Source organism: Roseateles sp. P5_E1 (assembly GCF_054049335.1).
This window is the reverse complement of the sequence record NZ_JBFUMN010000115.1, coordinates 1-2,505: the sequence shown is the minus strand read 5'-3', so window position 1 is coordinate 2,505 and position 2,505 is coordinate 1. Positions and strand designations below refer to the sequence as shown.

Below are 2,505 nucleotides of genomic sequence, written 5' to 3'. Positions count from 1 at the left end.
TTCGTGCACGGCTTGGCTGTAGTCCTGCCCATCGCCGCGCAGGCCGGCCACGACGGTGATGTCGCTGCCCCTGGCCGGCAGCAGGCTGCTGTTGCGCGCGCCGCCCAGCGCCACCAGGCCGCTGTTGGCGCCCAGGTCGATGTCGCGGCCGGCCAGCACGAGCAGCTCGCCCGGCCCGGCGATCTCGACCGCCACGCCGCGCTGGTCGCGGCCGGCCTGCAGCCAGCTGAATTCGCGCATCTGCAGCGGCTTGCTCTCGGCGCCGATACGCCAGTCCTGGTGCTGGACGCTGACGACCTTCTGGCTGCCGAAGACGATGTCGCGGCCGGCCTCGATCTGCACCGGCCGTGCCGAGACGATGTTGTTGGCGACATTGACATCTTCACCCGCGACGATGCGCACCGGCGAGCGGTCGCTGGCGTCGAGCTGCGCCGGCGTGTCTACCGGCACGGCGCCCTCCACGTCCGGGAAGCGGGTCGGCCGCGTGCCCGACAGCGGCTGGGCCAGCACATCGTTGAGGCGCCCGCGGCTGTACAGGCCCGGTTCCAGCGCCGCGGCCTGCGCCGCCACGCCCAGGCCCGAGACGGTCACCGAGCCGGCGGCCAGGATCTCCGTGCGGGCCTCGCGCTGCGGCATCTGCTGCATGGTCTCGTCGAGCTTGACGTCGCCGCCAGCGGCGACCAGCCTGAGCCTTTCGGGCAGCAGGCTCTGGGCCGCGTCCCGTGAACCGGGCTGGCCCTCGGCACGCGCGGCTTCGCCGCGCAGCCGCAGGTCGCCGCTCTGGCTCAGCAGCTCCAGTGAGGCCCCGGCCGACAGGCCACCCAGCACGCCGCCTTCACCCAGGGTGTTGGCGCGCGCCGCGGTCGTCATGCCGGCGTCGCGCACGGCGCCGACGTCCAGGCCGGTCGCCGCGCTGGCGTGCACCTGGGTGCCCAGGTGCAGCAGCTGCAGCCCGGCGTCGACGCTGGCCTGGGTGGCCTCGGTGTCGCGCCCGACCTTGCCGCCGGCCGTCACGCCGAGCTGCTCGCCCGCCGCGAACAGCCGCCCGCCGAGGACGTCGCGGCCGGCCTGCAGGCTGACGTTGCCGCCGCCGCGCTGGAAGAGCTGGGTGGGCACCGAAGCCGTGTTGGTCGATCCCTGCGCGGAGGTCGTGGCCGGCGTGCCGCGCCAGCCGCTGCTGGCGGCGGCGGCATGCACCTGCACGGCGTCGCGGCCCGCATTGACGCTGACGTTGCCGCCGCCGAAGGTGGCGACGCCCTGGCTGAACAGGTCATAACGCGACCACCAGGCGGTTGGCGACAGGCTGTCCAGGCCGGAGCGCCACCACCACTGGCTGACGTCGTCCTGGCTGCGACCCAAGGCCGCACCCTTGACGTCGCGGCCCGCGCTGATGCTGATGCTGCCGCCGTGTGCCAGGAAGGGGCTGACGCCGGCCTTCTGCAGGTCGGGCGCCAGCAGGCTCAGGTCCAGGCCGAGCTGGCCCGGTGCGGGCAACTCGTCGGGTGTGGACGGCGCCGGCGCGGGCGCCGGCGTTGGCGCTGGCGTTGGTGCCGGGGTCGGGGTCGGGGTCGGGGCCGGCGTGGGTGCCGGCGTGGGTGCAGGTGCCGGTGCCTCGCCCGGGCGGGTGGGCGGCCTGGGCGGCAGCTTGTCCTGGGTCGTCTCGTCGCCATTGCCTGCGGAGGGCTCACGGTCGTCCTCCGTGCCGGTGGCGGCGTCGGCGTCCTTCGCACGGCTATCGTTCCTGGCCGCGTCGGCCGGAGTCACCCGGGCCGAGGCCTGGCTGGCTTGCGCGCCGGCCGGCGCCAGCGCAGCGCCGGGTGATGGCGCGGCGCCGGGCGTGGCTGCGGGGACGGACGACGGCGGCACAGGCGGCAGGGTGTCGCGGGTGCTGCCGTCGCCGTTGCCGATCGACGGCTCGATGGGAGCGGGCGTGGGTGCGGGTGCGGGTGCGGGGATCGGCGGCGCAGGCGGCAGTTGGTCGCGCGTCGTGTCGCCGTTGCCTGCCGACGGCTGAGGCGGCGCGGGGGTCGGGGTCGGCGTGGGCGCAGGGCTTGGTGCCGGCGAAGGTGAAGGGCTTGGGGCGGGCGTGGGCGTGGGCGATGGGCTCGGTGCCGGCGTAGGCGCAGGACTTGGCGCTGGCGTGGGCGCCGGAGTCGGCGCGGGACTCGGGGCAGGGGTGGGCGCCGGGGCAGGCGAGGGCGACGGGGCCACCGGCCCGACCGGGACCAGCGGCGGCGTCGGGGGCAGGCGGTCGCGGGTCGTGTTGCCATTGCCGCTCGATACCGGCGGCTGGGCGCCCGGCGGCAGCGGAGGATTCGTGTTGCCGGTGTCCGAACCGTTGCCGGGCGAGGGCATGGTGGGCGGATTGGCCGGCGGTGCGGGAGGCAGCGGCCATGGGGCCGGAGCCGGTGTGGGCGTGGGTGCCGGCGCAGGCGGTGGCGGTGGCGGTGGCGGCGAGCCGGGCGCTGCGGGCGGGTTGACGCTGCCGGTGTCGCTGCCATTGCC

1 pseudogene is annotated in these 2,505 nt (G+C 76.0%); it reads right to left on the bottom strand.

From position 1 onward, the window contains the following. A pseudogene (locus tag ACXJKJ_RS29965) lies at positions 1-1,866 on the bottom strand (hypothetical protein); the annotation flags it as partial. Positions 1,867-2,505: the final 639 nt, after the last annotated feature.